At 34.1% G+C, this 15,837-nt stretch carries 14 protein-coding genes, 1 tRNA gene and 1 pseudogene; 7 read left to right on the top strand and 9 right to left on the bottom strand.

The window, feature by feature from the left end:
* Window positions 1-286: 286 nt before the first annotated feature.
* The 6 genes from truB to ACIQ56_RS06735 all read right to left on the bottom strand — a co-directional run bounded on the left by truB (window position 287) and on the right by ACIQ56_RS06735 (window position 7,931).
* A complete protein-coding gene (gene truB / locus ACIQ56_RS06760; protein WP_397600304.1) occupies window positions 287-1,282 on the bottom strand; it encodes a tRNA pseudouridine(55) synthase TruB in 996 nt (331 codons plus the stop codon).
* 8 nt (window positions 1,283-1,290) lie between these two features.
* Window positions 1,291-1,716: a 30S ribosome-binding factor RbfA gene (gene rbfA / locus ACIQ56_RS06755; RefSeq protein ID WP_397600303.1), complete on the bottom strand. Its 426-nt coding sequence runs from the start codon at window positions 1,714-1,716 to the stop codon at window positions 1,291-1,293.
* A gap of 14 nt (window positions 1,717-1,730) precedes the next feature.
* Window positions 1,731-5,045 carry a translation initiation factor IF-2 gene (gene infB / locus ACIQ56_RS06750; protein ID WP_397600302.1) on the bottom strand — a complete coding sequence of 1,105 codons (3,315 nt, stop codon included), beginning with the start codon at window positions 5,043-5,045 and terminating at the stop codon, window positions 1,731-1,733.
* A gap of 72 nt (window positions 5,046-5,117) precedes the next feature.
* Window positions 5,118-5,615, bottom strand: a complete 498-nt coding sequence (locus ACIQ56_RS06745) for a hypothetical protein (RefSeq protein WP_153421504.1) — start codon at window positions 5,613-5,615, stop codon at window positions 5,118-5,120.
* Window positions 5,584-7,200, bottom strand: a complete 1,617-nt coding sequence (gene nusA / locus ACIQ56_RS06740) for a transcription termination factor NusA (protein ID WP_397600301.1) — start codon at window positions 7,198-7,200, stop codon at window positions 5,584-5,586. The genes ACIQ56_RS06745 and nusA overlap by 32 nt, the downstream gene beginning before the upstream one ends.
* Before the next feature lie 59 nt (window positions 7,201-7,259).
* Window positions 7,260-7,931 carry a hypothetical protein gene (locus tag ACIQ56_RS06735; protein WP_397600300.1) on the bottom strand — a complete coding sequence of 224 codons (672 nt, stop codon included), beginning with the start codon at window positions 7,929-7,931 and terminating at the stop codon, window positions 7,260-7,262.
* Between the two features lie 216 nt (window positions 7,932-8,147).
* Between ACIQ56_RS06735 and ACIQ56_RS06730 the strand changes: the two genes are divergently transcribed.
* The 4 genes from ACIQ56_RS06730 to ACIQ56_RS06715 all read left to right on the top strand — a co-directional run bounded on the left by ACIQ56_RS06730 (window position 8,148) and on the right by ACIQ56_RS06715 (window position 9,915).
* Window positions 8,148-8,645: a hypothetical protein gene (locus ACIQ56_RS06730; RefSeq protein WP_397600299.1), complete on the top strand. Its 498-nt coding sequence runs from the start codon at window positions 8,148-8,150 to the stop codon at window positions 8,643-8,645.
* 307 nt (window positions 8,646-8,952) lie between these two features.
* Window positions 8,953-9,036 carry an ATP-binding cassette domain-containing protein gene (locus ACIQ56_RS06725; RefSeq protein ID WP_397600305.1) on the top strand — a complete coding sequence of 28 codons (84 nt, stop codon included), beginning with the start codon at window positions 8,953-8,955 and terminating at the stop codon, window positions 9,034-9,036.
* Between the two features lie 228 nt (window positions 9,037-9,264).
* Window positions 9,265-9,585 (top strand): ATP-binding cassette domain-containing protein, encoded by a 321-nt coding sequence (locus ACIQ56_RS06720; protein ID WP_397600298.1) that lies wholly within the window; start codon window positions 9,265-9,267, stop codon window positions 9,583-9,585.
* 24 nt (window positions 9,586-9,609) lie between these two features.
* A complete protein-coding gene (locus ACIQ56_RS06715; protein ID WP_397600297.1) occupies window positions 9,610-9,915 on the top strand; it encodes a hypothetical protein in 306 nt (101 codons plus the stop codon).
* A gap of 338 nt (window positions 9,916-10,253) precedes the next feature.
* Here ACIQ56_RS06715 and trxB read toward each other — a convergent pair whose 3' ends face one another.
* Window positions 10,254-11,177, bottom strand: a complete 924-nt coding sequence (gene trxB / locus ACIQ56_RS06710) for a thioredoxin-disulfide reductase (RefSeq protein WP_397600296.1) — start codon at window positions 11,175-11,177, stop codon at window positions 10,254-10,256.
* 889 nt (window positions 11,178-12,066) lie between these two features.
* Between trxB and ACIQ56_RS06705 the strand changes: the two are divergent.
* A pseudogene (locus ACIQ56_RS06705) lies at window positions 12,067-12,846 on the top strand (SDR family oxidoreductase).
* A 78-nt stretch (window positions 12,847-12,924) separates the two neighbouring features.
* Here ACIQ56_RS06705 and ACIQ56_RS06700 read toward each other — a convergent pair.
* Together ACIQ56_RS06700 and ACIQ56_RS06695 are read right to left on the bottom strand one after the other, a co-directional pair.
* Window positions 12,925-13,686: a tyrosine-protein phosphatase gene (locus tag ACIQ56_RS06700; RefSeq protein ID WP_397600295.1), complete on the bottom strand. Its 762-nt coding sequence runs from the start codon at window positions 13,684-13,686 to the stop codon at window positions 12,925-12,927.
* A 149-nt stretch (window positions 13,687-13,835) separates the two neighbouring features.
* A tRNA-Leu gene (locus ACIQ56_RS06695) sits at window positions 13,836-13,922 on the bottom strand.
* 129 nt (window positions 13,923-14,051) lie between these two features.
* On the opposite strand from ACIQ56_RS06695, the gene fabG reads away from it, so the two are divergent.
* Both fabG and ACIQ56_RS06685 read left to right on the top strand, forming a co-directional pair.
* Window positions 14,052-14,870 carry a 3-oxoacyl-[acyl-carrier-protein] reductase gene (gene fabG / locus ACIQ56_RS06690; protein ID WP_397600294.1) on the top strand — a complete coding sequence of 273 codons (819 nt, stop codon included), beginning with the start codon at window positions 14,052-14,054 and terminating at the stop codon, window positions 14,868-14,870.
* A 571-nt stretch (window positions 14,871-15,441) separates the two neighbouring features.
* Window positions 15,442-15,744, top strand: coding sequence for a hypothetical protein (locus ACIQ56_RS06685; protein ID WP_397600293.1), 303 nt, complete (start codon window positions 15,442-15,444; stop codon window positions 15,742-15,744).
* Window positions 15,745-15,837 lie beyond the last annotated feature (93 nt).

Genomic DNA, 15,837 nt, shown 5'->3' with positions numbered 1-15,837 from the left:
TTTCAAAAGCAACTTGCTCTGACAATTTTAAAAGTCTATTTTCCATCTCCATTTAAATCTCCTCCTCAAAAGGATATTTAATTCTGGATTTATGCTTTGTAAAAATCACTTATTGGGAGGACACTTGGACATATTAATTGGAAAATTATTGAGCCACAAAATAAACAAGATGCCGAAAAAGTAGACTCGCAAATTAAATATGGTATTTTTACACAAATTTTTGTGAAAGAAAATGGAAAATGGCTTATAGTAGCCTCACAAAATACCCTTAAAAAAGAACTAAAGTCTAATTAACTTTTTTCTTAGGCATAATTTTAAATAAATTATTTACTTGAATATATTCAATATCTGAATAAAACATAAATTCAAAATTTTGAATAGAAACAAATATTTTATTATTTGAACTTCCATTACGTATTGAATTTAAATCTAATTTGCCTTCTAATACATCTGCCGAAACAAATATTACATTTCCAGAAGATAATTGTTTATAATACTCTTCATTTAAAACAACTTTAGGAATATTTGGCAACATTTCTTCTGGTGAAATGATTTTTTCAATAATTTGATCTGAAGAAATTATACTATCTAATGAAAATACGATTGCATTTTCTACTGACCAGGGCTCAACATATTCTCTACGCAATTGAGTACAATGCCCCACAGTTCCAATTGATTTAGAAATATCTCTAGCAAGGGAGCGAACATAAGTTCCCTTTCCACAAAGCACTCTAAGTGTAATTGATTTTGTTTTTAAATCGTAAGAAACAATATTCATTTTTTCAATTTGAATGATTCTTTTTTTTGTTTCTATGGAATCGGGGAGTTTGCCAGTAGCCCTCATATATTCATATAAAGGTCTTCCATTCATTTTTAATGCACTATAGACAGGAGGAACTTGTTCGATATTACCCGTAAATTGATAAAGTTTTTCTTGTATTTTTTCATTAAAATTTTCGGGAACTGCTGCTTCGTTTATAACCCTGCCAGAATAATCTAATGTATCTGTCTCAGTACCTAATGAAATGGTAAATAAATATTGTTTTTTTCCATCCATTATTTCATCGGATAATCGAGTGGCACCACCAATTAATACAGGGAGTAATCCAGTAGCAAAGGGATCAAGTGTTCCTAAATGACCGACTTTATCAATATTTAATATTTTTCTCATTGCAGAAACAATTTTGTGGCTATTAATTTCAGCTGCTTTATCAATTAAAACAAGGCCGCACAAATTTTTTTTATTTGTGCCCTTATTCTCAATATTTTTAGTTACATTCATTTGATTACTTATTTATGATTAGAGTTTTTTTCATCTGATGGAAATTCATTTTCATTAGAATTATTTCGACTTTTTTCGTCTTCTCGTAATTCATCACTTACTTTAGAAATGAGAGCTCCCATTTTAACGGAATACTCAATGCTATCATCATAATGAAAAATCACTGCAGGTGTATAACGAACAAGTAAAGCTTTTCCAAGCTCACGTCTGATATATCCAGATGCTTGTTTTAATCCTTTTTCTGCTTCTTGGCGTTTTTGTTTTTCACCAAGAACAGAAAAGTAGACTTTTGCAATCTGAAGATCGGGAGACATTTTTACTGAATTTAAAGTAATGCCACGCACTCTCGGATCGGATATTTCTCCACGAACAAGCATTAAAGCAATGTGCTCACGAATTTGCTCCGCAAGTTGTAACATACGTTTAGTAGCCATGAAATCCTCTTACCTTAATTTAATGTTGCCGCAATTTCTTCGACAATAAAGGCTTCAAGAATATCACCAACCTTAATATCGTTATAATTTTCAACACCAATACCGCATTCAAAGCCTTGCGCAACTTCTTTCGCATCATCTTTAAAGCGTTTTAGTGAACCAATGCGTCCTGTATAAATAACCACTCCATCACGAACAATACGAACGTGAGAGTTACGAACTACTTTACCGTCTGAGATCATGCTACCAGCAATAACTCCAACTTTTGGAACAGAGAAGGTATTACGCACTTCTGCATGACCAATAACCTTGTCTTGTTTAATAGGAGCAAGAGTTCCCACCATAGCAGCTTGAACAGCTTCAATAAGTTCATAAATAATACTGTAGCATTGAATTTTAATGCCACCTTGTTCAGCTACTTGAGCAGCAACACGATCAGGGCGTACATTAAAGCCAAGAATTAAAGCATTAGATGCTTTTGCAAGAATGACATCTGTTTCTGTAATACCACCAACAGCAGCATGAAGAATTTTTGTTTTTACTTTAGGAGTGTCTAGTTTTAGCAAGGAAGCACGAATGGCCTCTGCAGAACCATGAGTATCCGCTTTAATAATAATAGAAACTTCTTGCGCTTTGTCGTCAGTACCAGCCATCATAGCAAGCAATTCATCCATTGAGGAAGCACGCTGGCTTGAAAGATCTTTTTGGCGTTGTTTTTCAATACGATAAGCAACAGCTTCTTTTGCAATAGCATCACTTACAACACAGTTAAATTGATCTCCAGATGCAGGAACATCACTTAATCCAATAATTTCTACTGGAGTAGCAGGCTCTGCAACTGTAATTTTATTGCCACTTGCATCGTTCATCGCACGAACGCGACCCATAGAAGTACCAACAACAATAAAGTCTTGTTGTTTTAAACTTCCTTTTGTTACAATAACGGTAGCAACAGGTCCTCTTGCTTTGTCTAATTTAGCTTCAATTACAATCCCTTCAGCAAGAGTATCTTTTGACGCTTTTAGATCGAGGACTTCAGCTTGAAGTAAAATAGATTCAATTAAATCATTTAGACCTTGGTGTGTCTTAGCTGAAACTTGAACGAAAATGGATTCTCCACCCCATTCTTCAGGCATAACCCCTTGCTCAGATAATTCACGATTGATGCGGTCTAAATTAGCTCCTGGTTTGTCAATTTTATTAATTGCCACAATAATAGGAACCCCAGCGGCTTTTGCGTGTGCAATCGCTTCAGAAGTTTGCGGCATCACACCATCATCAGCAGCAACCACTAAAACAACAATATCAGTAACTTGAGCTCCACGAGCACGCATTGCCGTAAAGGCTTCGTGACCAGGTGTATCAAGGAACGTTAATTTTTGTCCCTTATAATCAATTTGATACGCACCAATATGTTGTGTAATTCCACCCGCTTCTTTTGCTGCTACGTTCGCAGAACGAATGGCATCGAGAAGAGATGTTTTACCATGGTCAACGTGTCCCATAATTGTAATAATTGGTGGTCTTGATACTGTGTTTGTATCATCATTTTTAACTGTTTTACGAGATAAAATGTCGCCAATGGAAATACTTGAGCTTTGAGTTTCAAAACCAAATTCTTGAGCAACAAAAGTAGCTGTATCAAGATCAAGTTGTTGATTTATTGTTGCTGACATTCCAAGCTTCATTAAGACTTTAATAACAGCGCTTGCTTTTTGGCTAAGTTCACCAGCAAGATCGTTCACTGTAATAGACTCGTCAACTCTGACGATTTTTTTGGAAGCTTTTGTCGGATTAGCAGCTTCCGTCTTTTTAATTTCTTTTCTCTTGAAAGATTGAGAGGTTTTTTTACGATTCGGAATCATTGTACGAACAACAACCGCCTGATCTTCACCACCTTCAACTTCTGTATATATGTCTAAATCTTCTTCTGTTTCTTCGAGACGACGTGCATTTTTAGCACGAATACGACGAGCATCTTCTTCTTCGCTAATTCTACGTTTTTCTCTATCTTTATCTTTATCACGATCTTTAAGACGTGAAGGAACATCTTTTGTTGGTGTTGTTGGAGTAGCATCTGCGCCCATTACAAAAGGACGGCTACCTGGAGCAGCTGCGCCTCCTGGACGCGGAGAAAATCCGCCTCTATCACCACCAAAACCTTGTCCTGCAGGACGTGGAGCACCAGCTCCACCAGCTCCAGCTCCTGTACGGAAAGAACCTTGACCAGCAGCATTATCACGAGCTCCGCCAAACCCTCCACCTTGTGGACGGCCTTGACCACCACCTGATGAACCCATGCCAGGACGGCCACCTTGAGCACCTCCAGATGAGCTTCCTTGGTAACGGGAATCACGAGCTCCGCCGCCGAATCCTTGCCCTTGCGGGGATCTTCCGGAATCGCGACCACTTCCTCCCGCCCCACTGCGAGGAGCATTGTTATCGTCTCTACGATAAGAGTTTTGTGCATTAAAACTTGCTGTCGTGTAGCTTTGTGGCTTCGAAGCAGGTTGTGGAACAGGAGCTGGTTCTGCCTTTCTAACAATCACGGCACCGCCTTCCATTTTTGGAGCTGGGCTTGTTGATTTATTATTTTGTGCGTTAGCTCCAACAGTGGAAGCAGGGCGTACAACTTGGGCAGAATTTGAAGAACTTGGGGAATTGGTGGTTTGCACGTTGTTGATCTCGTCACTCTCTTGAGAGCGCATAGCTGATGCACCTACTTCGGAGCCCTTTGGCGTATCGCTAAATGCGCCATTAGTTCTACCGGCGCTTGCCTCTTGAGCTTGAGCAGAAGCAGCTGTTGTCTCTCTGGAATCTTGGGTTGTTGATTGAATTCCTGCACCTGCAGGAGTTTTTAAAACTTTTTGATGGTGTGTAGAATCGGAAGCGCTCTCTTCAGAGCTTTCTTCTTCTATGCGATGCTTTAGATCTTCTTTTTTTGCTTTCAGCGAATTTACAGATGAACTTTCATCGTCATGCGCTTTTGCAGAAGAGCCTGAAGCTTTTTTTATAATAGTTGTTTTTTTTGTAGTTTGCTCATTTAATTGCATGTCATCATTACTTTTTGGAGCAACATCTTCATGGGAATCCGAAGAAACTTCTACTTTTCTACGAATAATGAGTTTACTAGCTGCAGCCTTTTGTGCAGCTTCTTTTTCAGGATTTTTACCTGATCGATGAAATGCACGCAACTTTGCAGCCTCTGTTTCAGAGATTGCATTGAAGTGGTTTTTTACTTGGATCCCGAGTTCTTGGAGCTTAATAATGGCTGCCTTGGTCTCAATTCCCAACTCTTTAGCCAAATCAAGTACTCTAATGCGACTCATCAAATGCAGCTCCCAATAATAATCATGCCAGCAAGTACGGCATAGTATAAAAAATAAGACGTGCGATTATGACTATGAATTAGACATAACGGCGGACAAAACTTTAATAACTGCATCCTTGCGGCTGACAAGCATTGCTTTGACAGCTTTTTCTTTGCCAAAAAAGGATTTTCCAAGCAAAACGGAATCAGCGTTGATTTTAATTCCAAAAACTCTACTTTTATATTTAGCAAGCAAAGTTTCACAATGGCGATAAAAACGATCACTTCCATCATTAGAAAAAATAAGAACCCTAGAAATTCGGTTTGGGTCTTTCGATTTTTGCCGAGAACGCATAGAAACTAATCCAGCTTCTTCTGTTTGCAATAAAGTTTCAATACTTTCCAGACCACCACGGAGACTACCGCAGCGGCGTGCAAAGGCAAGCGCTTGAATCAAATTATCGTTTAATTCAATACACGGAACTTTTATAGTACCTTCAGGAGAAAAAGTCTGGAAAGACTTTTGCATTGTATGGAACAATAATTGATTTTCAGTTTCAGTTTCCAATAATCTTGGCAGTTTCAGCATGTAACTTTCCAGAAAGTTTAACAGGTAACCCTGTTTTATAAGCAATTTCGTCTGCATTTGAACTTGCAACAGAGTTGAAATCAGCAAATCCAGCAGTATGAATAACCGCTGCAATTTGTTCAGCAACACCTTTTAATTGCATCCAATAGCGAAGACGTTCTACAGGAACATTTTTAGAATCTACTTTTTCAGGATCAAGAAGAGGTTGAGGACGTGTTTTAGCAACAATGTCATCAATAGCAGCTTCTGCTTCCTCAGATTCCGTAGTTTCTTCATCGATAATAGGTTCGCCTAAATGAAATTCTTCAAGATCTTCATCTGTGCTTGACTCCGCATTTTGTGCTGCTTGAGTCGCAGCGAGTTCAGCTGCACCTTGAACAACTTGTTCTGCTTCTTCTGGAGTTAAACGAAGAAGTTTTACTAAACTTCGGTGATCCATACGAGAAATATCTGCAGGATCTTTATAACCTTCGTTCACTAAAATTTCTGCGCGCATTTCTCCTAAAGCAGGAATTTGAGCGATTACATTTTTATACTCTTGAACAAGTTCGCGCATTTTTGATTCGGAGCGAATGTCAACTTTCCAACCCGTTAACTGAGCCGCAAGACGCACATTTTGTCCTCTTTTACCAATGGCAAGAGAAAGATGTTCATCTGGGACAACAACTTCCATGATATGGAGTCTTTCGTTCACAATTACTTTTGAAGGCTCAGATGGAGCAAGCGCGTTGCACACAAAACGAGCTGGGTCACGATCATAAGGAATAATATCTATTTTTTCACCGCGAAGCTCTTGAACAATTGCTTGAACACGAGCTCCTTTGATACCAACACACGCGCCTACGGGATCGATAGAAGGCTCTGTACTGTACACAGCTATTTTTGAACGGCTTCCAGGATCACGAGCAGCACTTTGAATAACTACAATTCCTTCTGAAATTTCAGTTACTTCTTGCTCAAAAAGACGAATTAAAAGCTCAGGGTGAGCTCGGCTTAACATAACTTGAGGCCCACGAGTTGATTTTTTTACATCAACCACAAAAGCAATTACTTTGTCTCTAATTTTATATTTTTCACCAGGAATTTGCTCACGTACAGGTAAAACACCTTCAGTTGGTCCAAGATCCACAATGATGTCCGCTTTATCAAAACGACGAACTTGGCCTACAACGGTTTGATGTTTTTTATCGCGAAATTCACGAACAACCTTTTCTTTTTCCGCTTCCATTACTTTTTGAACGATAGCCTGTTTTGCGGCTTGTGCAGCAATACGGCCAAGCTGATCGGTAGGAAGAGGCTCCCCAATTTCATCGCCAACTTGTAAGGAGTCATCCATTACAATAGCTTCTGAAGTTGGTATTTGTTTGCTTGGATTAACAAGATCTTCATCTGCCACTACAGTTCTGTAGCGAATGAGCTCTATTTCCTCAGTTTCTTCATTAAAGCGTGTTTCGAAAACGCAATCACCAAAATGTTTGCGTGCCGCTGTAAGAACGGCTTCTCTTAATGCGCCAATAAGAAGTTGACGATCGATATTTTTCTCTTTACCTACAGTTTCGATAACACGCTTCAAATCTATTTGCATTAAATGCACCTCAGAAAACAAGTCAAGAATTCAACAAATCTCAGCTCTATGAGATCCAACTATTTGGATTTTTTAAACGCTCCATTACGCGCCTTGTGCCTTGCAGCGTCTTTTGCCACTTTTACGGACTTTGACGAAGGATGAAAAGGAAGTGCAAAAGCAACTTTGATGTCCTCTAGAGGAACTTCAAACCGATGGGCACCTTCCACAAGCACAATGACTTTAAATCCTTTATTATCACAAATTTCATTTAAAACCATAGTATACTTACTTCTTCCAGCAACTTTTTGCCAGGTTTCTACAGTAAGCATATCTCCAACAGAAGCTTCAAAGTCTTCCAAATCATGGAGCGTAGGCTCTGAACCTGGAGATCCTACACGAATATTAACATCATCCGCAAACGGATCGAGGGCGTTGGTAGTAAGAAGATACTTATGAATTTCAGTACATTCATCAAAAGTAAGAGCTGTTTCAGCCTGACGGGGAACTTTGCAAGCTTCTACATCAGCCAAAGAGTAGCCCTTATCTAAAATGATATCAACAACTGGTTCACCTTCTTCATATAGAAAAAGCCAATTACGAATACGCATTTTTAAAACCCCAGGATTTTCAACCTTGGTTTCCTTTAGTTCACTTAGAGCTTTTCTAAGATCATCTAGGATTTGTATATGAAGTTGTTTAGTTAACAGCCTAGGGTCACTGATTTTATTAGTATCATTCGTAAGATACAAGATATCTCCAACATTTTCGAGCAGGTTTACTTCAAAATTCGACCCCAAAGAGGGTAACTCTGAAAAAAGGCAAAACAATAAACAAATTGGGTATAACGTAATGCGTTTAAAATCAAATCAAATTTTTTAAGAAGTGTCCAAATATTTTTAGCAACCCTATAAATGACAAAATTTTAGTAAAACAATTTTCTAAACTTCTCATTAAGGGAGAACAAAATGAACACGGCTTACAAGAAAAATTTTGGGAAATGGGGTGAAGAGCAATTAGATAAATGGATGGCCAAACATAATTGGTTGCCAGTTGAAAAAAATTTAAAAATTCAAAAAGGAGAAATAGATAGAATTTACTGCTCTCAAAATAACATTGGTGAAAAAAAATTCTGCATTACAGAAATAAAAACAAACATCATTTATTCAAAGGCTAGTTTTCATATTTTATTCACAGAAGTCGGAATAAAAAAATTTATTAAAATGAGGCAAATTAAAAATCTGTATAAAATAGGAGAAAATTATATTGCAAGAGGGTATAAAGATATTTACTTAAGAATATTTGTAATTATTAAAACAAATAAAAAAATGAATATTACTAAATTTAATGAAAAAACATGCCCATTCAAATTGTGTTATAATAATGATAATTATTATATTTTTTCCATTGAGCCTGAATTTACATTTTATCAAGCAAGAAAAAGTTTACTTCAAATTAAGATATAAAAATATTCAATATAAATAAATTAATGTAAATCAATTAAAATAGATTACCATTAAATTAATTTAAATTATTATTTTACTTACTTTGTATATAATTGGTAATCTTTCTTTCAAAATAAACCCCTCTTAAATATATTTATGAATAATGCTGATCATTAAAAAAAATTAGCCTAAATAAAAATAACTGCATAAAGAAACAATTGACAACATGATATTAATGACAAGCAATCATATTTCTCTTAAATTAAATTCAAGTCCACTTTTTTCAGACATTTCATTCTCTCTGCATGACACAGAATGAACAGCCTTAATAGGAAATAACGGCTGCGGTAAATCGACTCTCATGCGGGTGATCACAAATCAACAAACGACGGACAATGGTGAAGTTACCTAGCGTCGCAACACCCGCTTAGGTATTCTTTTTTTGCGTGATGGAAAAATATTTGATTTTCCATTTTCCTAAATAAGAGCAAGACAAGCTTTAATTGAAATGGACGCCTCAGATAAGGCTCGCAGGCAAAGTGAAATCAAAGAAATGAACCGAATTGAGGCTAGCGCAAAGCAGCTTGCTACTTGGGGAAAAATTTAAAACAACGAGAACTTTGCAAGACGCGCCGAAAGCATGAGCAAAAGAGTTGAAAAATTGCGTGGTAACCTAACGGAGGTAGCTACCGTTGATAAAAGAAAACTAACAATAGAAACCGCAGAAAGTCGTGCAAAGTTGGCTGTTACTTTTGAGAAGGTAAATATAAAAACAAAGAATTCGAATGAAGATAAAATTCTTTTTTCAATTGAAAAACTATTTATATCCCGTGGTGATAGAATTGTTATTTTAGGGAAAAATGGGTGTGGTAAAAGTGTATTTTTAAAGACACTTGCTAATTTATGGGCAAATCAACAGACATCAAATTGTTTAGAAACAGGAATTCGTTTTAACCCTTAATGCACTCTTGGTTATTATGATCAAATGCTGGGTAGAGTTCCAATAAATGAAGCTATTTTTAAGGTATTGAGAGATATTTCATCAGGATCTGATTTGAACGTCAAACATAAATTAGTTGCAGCAGGTTTTCCAATAGAAGAACAACATAAAACCAGCTCAGAATTAAACGGAGGACAAAAAGCAAGATTACAAATTCTTCTTATTTCAACTTTAAAGCCAAATATCATAATATTATACGAACCCACAAATCACATTGATATTGCAGGTTGTGAGGCCTTGGAAAATGAACTGATAAACTCAAAAGTAACCGTTTTTTTTCTTTTCACATGACAGGCGTTTTATTTCAAATATGGCTAATCGATTTGTGCTCATACACGAAGGAAAATTAATTGAAATAAATATTATGCCAACGAATTAGTTGCGGATGAATTAAATAACGTACCATTTTTACTTAATAACAAAAACATAAATAATTTAGAATTTAATTCTGAAGATGATATTTTAAAATCAATTTTCGAAATTGATGAAAAACTAGAAGGAGATCTTAGACAAAAATCTGCGCGGCAAAATGCACAAAAAATAAAAGAACTAAAAGAGAGAAAGTCGCAACTCGAAAAATTAATTTAAAATGAATCTCGTCAAATTTATTCTCTCTTATTAAGATGATATTAATGTTCCATACCTTCAATAAATTTTTCGGCCTGAAGTGCTGCTTGGCAACCCCTACCAGCCGCTGTAATTGCTTGACGATATAATTTATCTTCCACATCACCCGCAGCAAATAATCCAGGTATATTTGTATGTGTTCCATTTTGAGTTAAAATGTAACCTTTTTCATCCATGTTTACTAAACCTTTTACAAAATCGGTATTTGGATGATGACCTATTGCCATAAATAATCCATCTACCATAATTTCTTTTGTTTTTCCGGATTTATCTTTAGTTATAACTCCCGTTAAACCTTTGTCATTTGCAAGAGTATCAACAACATCTGTACTATAAATAATTTTTATTTTTGGATTTGCAATTACTCTTTCTTGCATTGCTTTACTTGCGCGAAACTTGTCACTTCTATGAATTAAAATAACTTCACTTGCCAATTTAGATAAATAAGTTGCTTCTTCCATGGCACTATCACCACCACCTACAACGGCAACTTTTTTGTTGCGATAAAAAAATCCATCACAAACAGCGCATGTAGAAAGTCCGTAACCCATTAATTTATCTTTATTGGGAAGAGGTAAAGTAATTGCAGAAGCTCCTGTTGCAACAATAACAACTTTTGCCTCAATATCTTCTTCATAATCGCGTTTTATTAAAAATGTTCCTTTATTTGTTACCTCTACTTTAGTAACAGAACCTGTTAACATGCGCGCACCTACTTTTTCAGCTTGCTCACGCATATCATTCATTAATTTATTCCCGTCTATACCATCTACAAATCCAGGCCAATTTTCTATCACACTTGTCGTCGTCAATTGACCACCTGGTTGCATCCCACTTATAACTACAGGAGAGAGAGCAGCACGCGCCGTATAAATTGCAGATGTAAGACCAGAAGGACCAGAACCAATTATAACAACTTTTTCCATATATATCTCCAATGTTTTAAAGCTTGATCCAAAAATCTAAGTCAGACATAATTTAGACTTTGTCTAAGTTATGTCAAGAGGGAAAATTGAAGTATGAAATAGAAATTTACTCTATAAAATTTTATTTCTAATAATGTCATACATTTAAAATAACCCACAGATTCAAGTAAAAAGTTATTTTTACCCTGTCTCGTCTTATCATCTCAAATGCAGATCCGCATACTGCTGTCTATGTAAATAAACGATATTTTATCCAATGACCATTACCCAAATTAAAAATGCTTATATAAAAAATTTAATGATTAAAACAGAATAGAAATTTTCATTTTTTTTAAAAATAATTAAATTTTATTCAATTTGGATTATTTGACAATAAATAAAATTAAAGTATGTTTCTTAACAGTAGTATCAAATAAAAGAACTACTAAAGTAACGAAATATACCTATATAAAAACGTTGAACTAACTGCTAAATTATTAAAATTATATTCTATCATGAGAAAACGAACTTGTATTAAGACTCAATGAGGCTCTAGAGCTGTTTTCTAATGAATATACCTTTGCTAATTTTGATTCTGTTACTTCTGCTTCCCATACTCATTATTTTGAGCAAGAATTTAAAGAAAATATTGGTATATCAAATGAAAAATGGTTTGAAATAAAAAAAATAAAAGAATTCTTTTTAATTTTATGAAATTTGTTGATTTTATAAACTTTCAAGTAGAATGGTGGCTCTTCGATTTAGGAGACTGTATGTTGACTAGAGAACTTAAGAAAATTTGGTATTACCCTTCAATAGAAATTTGTTAAAATTGACCTTTTAATTTAAGGGTTTTGTTTCAATAAATCGTGTCTTAATTTTAATCTTTTTGATTATTTAGGAGAATTTTATGTCGAATTCGGAAAATAATTTATTTTGGTTAACAGGTGCTTCTTCTGGAATAGGTTATTCTGTTGCTAAAGAATTAGCTCAAAAAAATGCACATCTCATTATTTCCTCTCGTAGTGCAGATAAAATAGATGCCAAAATAAATGAATTAAAACAATTAGGAGCAAAATCTGTTGAAACAATTTCAATTGACATTTCTATGGGAAACTCTAAAGAAAAAATAGAGAAAACATTAAATGGTAGGAAGCTTAATGGAGTATTAATCAATGGAAGCGGGTATCCTGGAAAAAAACTATCGAATCATAATTATAATGATTTTATAGAAGGGAACAAAAATATTTTAGCAGGACCTGCTCAATTTGTATTAGATATTCTTCCTTTTTGTGAAGAACATAATTCAAGTCTAGTTGCAATTACAAGTACATCTGTAAAAGAGCCTGTTGGACAACTTCACTTGTCTGCAATTTATAGAACAGGTTTTGTCATTTTTCTAAAAAACTTAGCACATAAAATAGGTAACAAAGGAATACGGATAAATAATGTTGGTCCTGGAGCAACTTCAACTGAACATATGGAAAATTTAGTAAAATTATCTTCAAAAGAAAATAATATATCTATTGAGTAAACAAAAAAAACATGGGAAAGAAGATCTTCTCTAAACAGAATGGGAACTCCGGAAGAAATTGCAAAAGTAATTACATTTTTAATGTCTAAAGACGCTTCATTTGTAAATGGACAAACTATTTTAGTTGATGGATGCTCTACACAATCATATTTGTAAAGAAGACTGATATTTTCATATTAATATAATGAGATTTTACATTAATTTCTCATTATATATTTAAGATAAAAATTAAAATTATTTAATAAACTGATCTGCAGCTTTTGATAAGATCTCAGGTTTAATATTACATTCTGCTTCTATAAATTTTGAAACACCGCCCTTAGATTGCATTTCCAACATAAATTCTTTCATTCTTCCTATTTTATGTTTTTCAAGTGCACTTGTTTTTTCGTAGTCACATTCAATTGCATTGATCATGTCAACATTTGAAAGCTTTTTTTGCTCTAACATAATCATAGACATCATTGCTGCAAATGCTCCCGTACGATCTCGACCTACGTCACAATGAAAAAGAAAACTATTTTTTTGAATTAAATCTTGTATTGTTGCTTTAAAAAAAGTGCACATTGAAGATTTAAATTCAGGTCTTTTCCAATTGTCTAAATTTTCAATATCACTAATTTCAAATTCCGTATTCGGATGAAATCCATACATTCTTGTTCCATCAATTTTTTCACAGTAATAAGAGTGAGGATCCCACGGACTGAAATTTAATGAGTATATTTTCTTTGGATTTTGAATTTTATCGCAACTCCAACCAGAAAAATATTTGTTAGAACGATACATAAGCCCCGTGTTAAAAACATCTTTATGAAGACATTTATTTAAACTTTCCCCAACATCTCTAAAATTCAATCGATAATCAAATAATCCAATCCAAAGTTTGGGTTCATATTTACTTTTATCTCGTTTATAAACATAGCCAATAACGGATGCTATCGAGCCAAGAACAAATAAGATTGCTAATAAAATGATTATAATTTTCTTTTTTTTCATTCAAATTCTCATTTTAATTAATCGACAAAAATAAAGTGAATTCAAAAATACTATATTAACGTAAAGTATCTTATTCTTTCTTTCAAAGAAATAAAAGTATAATTTTTATGAAGTTATATAAAGGAAATAATTGAAATAAAAGAAAGGAATGGTGCTCATGACCAGAATCGAACTGGTACACCCTTGCGAATACAGGATTTTAAGTCCTGTGCGTCTACCTATTCCGCCACATGAGCACGAAAGATTACTTATAGCATTAGTTTGAAAATGACAAGGCTTCAAAGAGTATTTACGCAATTTTTTTTTCATGCTAGCGTCAAGGCGTCTATTTCGCTCACTTATTTGCTTATTCAATAGAGGAATATATGGAAAATACAGATAAAAAACAGACAAGCTTTGCAGACGTTGCTCAAACTGTAAGCAATATTTATGCAAAAAATCTATTAAATGGCAAAGTAGCTCTCGTTACTGGTGGTTCTAGAGGAATTGGAAAAGCCATAGCTGTTGCTTTTGGAGCACTAGGAGCTAAAGTTATCATAAATTATGCTGGAAATTCACAAGCAGCAGAACACACGGTAGCTGAAATATCTAAAAATGGAGGCATAGCCACTTGTGTAAAGTTCGATGTATCCGACTTTAATCTCGTTCAAGATACAATTAAAGCACTTGAAAAAGAACACGGCGGCATAGATATTCTCGTAAATAATGCTGGTGTTTCCAGAGACAACTTATTTGTAAAATTTAAAGAAGAAGAATGGGATTCCACTTTAGACACCAATTTAAAGGGCGCATTTAACTGCTCCCGTGCTGTTGCCATGGGAATGATGAGAAAACGTGCTGGTAAAATTATTAATATCTCTTCTGTTGTCGGTTTAACCGGGAATGCGGGGCAATCTGCATACGCAGCAAGTAAATCGGGAGTGATTGGATTAACCAAAGCCCTCGCTTTAGAACTTGCAAGCAGAAATATCCAAATAAATGCGATTGCACCAGGCTATTTTACAACAGATATGACTGGGGCTCTTAATGAAGAAGTTCTGAAAAAAATTGTTGAAAAAATTCCTTCTGACAAGGTGGGCGATCCAGTAGAAATTGCCAAAGCTGCTGTATTTTTAGCTAGTGCTTCCTCTAGCTATATTACAGGTCAAACTCTTGCAGTTGATGGCGGCATGACTATGTATTAATGAGTATTTCTTCATTAATACATTTAAAATAAATTTTTTATAAAATATCATATAAATTTCTTATTTATCTACCTGTAAAACAAGAATAAAATGTCAATTTAATTGACATTTTATATAGAATATTAGAATAATAGAAAATTTCGAACCAATTTAATACTCAATTAATGTAAATAATAAAGACAAAATAAATAATTATTTTTTTATATTTAATTCTTAATTATTTCAAGTAACGAATTTCAGGATGAAATTATAATAAAATATATGATTTATTTAGTATATTAAGGAAAAATATGATTTATATAGTTTTGAACTACACAGGCGAAGATATTGGTGTTTCAAATTATTTAAAAAACACTATTGAAAAAAAAAGACTAATAAAATTAATGAGAAAAAATGGTTTTTTCAATCAAAAGATCAATTTTATCATTTTAATTTCTCAAATGAAAATATATTTATAGAAAATAAGCTTAAAATAAAACAGATTATTAGAAATAATTTAAATTCAGAATTTAAAATATATTTAGGAATTCATGGAAATTATGGTCAATCAGATTTTGCCTTTCAGCAAGAATTGGATGGAAAAATTATAAAACAATTTAATTATAAAAGTTTAGCAAATATTTTCTTCGAATTATTTAAGGAAATTCAAATTAAAAAATTTAGGCTTGCTTTGGTAATGTGTTATGCAGGAAGATCTCAAGATTATCTAATTAAACATGATTTTACATTAGAAAACTCATTATTTCCTAATTTAAAATCATCTTTTGCTTTTAAATTTTACAGTGAACTAATAAATAATTATAAGTTTTATCAATTATCAATGACAGCTTCAACTACTGCAGTGATCTTCCCCCAATTTTATAGACACAATTAACCGACCTTTTTCATTGGTCTAGTTATTTCAAATATAACTGGAGACAGATATCCATTCGACGAATGCTTTCTAACACGATTGTAGTAAACTTCA

Source organism: Silvanigrella sp. (genome assembly GCF_044369315.1).
In the GTDB taxonomy this organism is placed as follows: Bacteria; Bdellovibrionota_B; Oligoflexia; order Silvanigrellales; family Silvanigrellaceae; genus Silvanigrella.
Note: the sequence above shows the minus strand (reverse complement) of the source record. Positions and strands in the feature narration are given on the sequence as shown.

What these genes read in the sequence shown, in the direction of transcription:
- truB (WP_397600304.1), bottom strand. Translation starts at nt 1,282, where the DNA reads ATGAATGTAACTAAAAATATTGAGAATAAGGGCACAAATAAAAAAAAT.
- rbfA (WP_397600303.1), bottom strand. Translation starts at nt 1,716, where the DNA reads ATGGCTACTAAACGTATGTTACAACTTGCGGAGCAAATTCGTGAGCAC.
- infB (WP_397600302.1), bottom strand. Translation starts at nt 5,045, where the DNA reads ATGAGTCGCATTAGAGTACTTGATTTGGCTAAAGAGTTGGGAATTGAG.
- ACIQ56_RS06745 (WP_153421504.1), bottom strand. Translation starts at nt 5,615, where the DNA reads ATGCTGAAACTGCCAAGATTATTGGAAACTGAAACTGAAAATCAATTA.
- nusA (WP_397600301.1), bottom strand. Translation starts at nt 7,200, where the DNA reads ATGCAAATAGATTTGAAGCGTGTTATCGAAACTGTAGGTAAAGAGAAA.
- ACIQ56_RS06730 (WP_397600299.1), top strand. Translation starts at nt 8,148, where the DNA reads ATGAACACGGCTTACAAGAAAAATTTTGGGAAATGGGGTGAAGAGCAA.
- ACIQ56_RS06720 (WP_397600298.1), top strand. Translation starts at nt 9,265, where the DNA reads ATGAGCAAAAGAGTTGAAAAATTGCGTGGTAACCTAACGGAGGTAGCT.
- ACIQ56_RS06715 (WP_397600297.1), top strand. Translation starts at nt 9,610, where the DNA reads ATGCTGGGTAGAGTTCCAATAAATGAAGCTATTTTTAAGGTATTGAGA.
- trxB (WP_397600296.1), bottom strand. Translation starts at nt 11,177, where the DNA reads ATGGAAAAAGTTGTTATAATTGGTTCTGGTCCTTCTGGTCTTACATCT.
- ACIQ56_RS06700 (WP_397600295.1), bottom strand. Translation starts at nt 13,686, where the DNA reads ATGAAAAAAAAGAAAATTATAATCATTTTATTAGCAATCTTATTTGTT.
- fabG (WP_397600294.1), top strand. Translation starts at nt 14,052, where the DNA reads ATGGAAAATACAGATAAAAAACAGACAAGCTTTGCAGACGTTGCTCAA.